Genomic DNA, 296 nt, shown 5'->3' with positions numbered 1-296 from the left:
GTTGGCTGCTTGCACCGCCTGCTCGTGCTTGCCTCGCGAAGCCTTGAAGATGAGTCGTCCGCCGAACCACAGCAGATAGGCGGCGCCCGCCACCTTCACGGCGAACGCAAGCCACGGAAACGCCGCAAACACAATCCCGACGCCCAGGATCGCGCAACTCGCCCAAAAGAGGTTGACGAGCACAATGCCCGCCACTACCGCGAGCGCTTCGACGCATCGATCATCGAAGGCTTCGGCCTGACCGAGGCTGCCCCGGTCGTCGCCGTCAACACCGCGATCCACAACCGCGACGGCAC

General features: G+C 64.9%; 1 protein-coding gene. It reads right to left on the bottom strand.

All coding sequences use genetic code 11. The features are described 5' to 3' along the window. Positions 1-183, bottom strand: a 183-nt coding sequence (locus EN859_RS40670; protein ID WP_348632977.1) for a LysE family transporter, incomplete at its 3' end; no start/stop codon positions are given. Positions 184-296: the final 113 nt, after the last annotated feature.

The organism is Mesorhizobium sp. M00.F.Ca.ET.216.01.1.1 (genome assembly GCF_004010325.2).
Lineage (GTDB): Bacteria > Pseudomonadota > Alphaproteobacteria > Rhizobiales > Rhizobiaceae > Mesorhizobium.
Note: the sequence above shows the minus strand (reverse complement) of the source record. Positions and strands in the feature narration are given on the sequence as shown.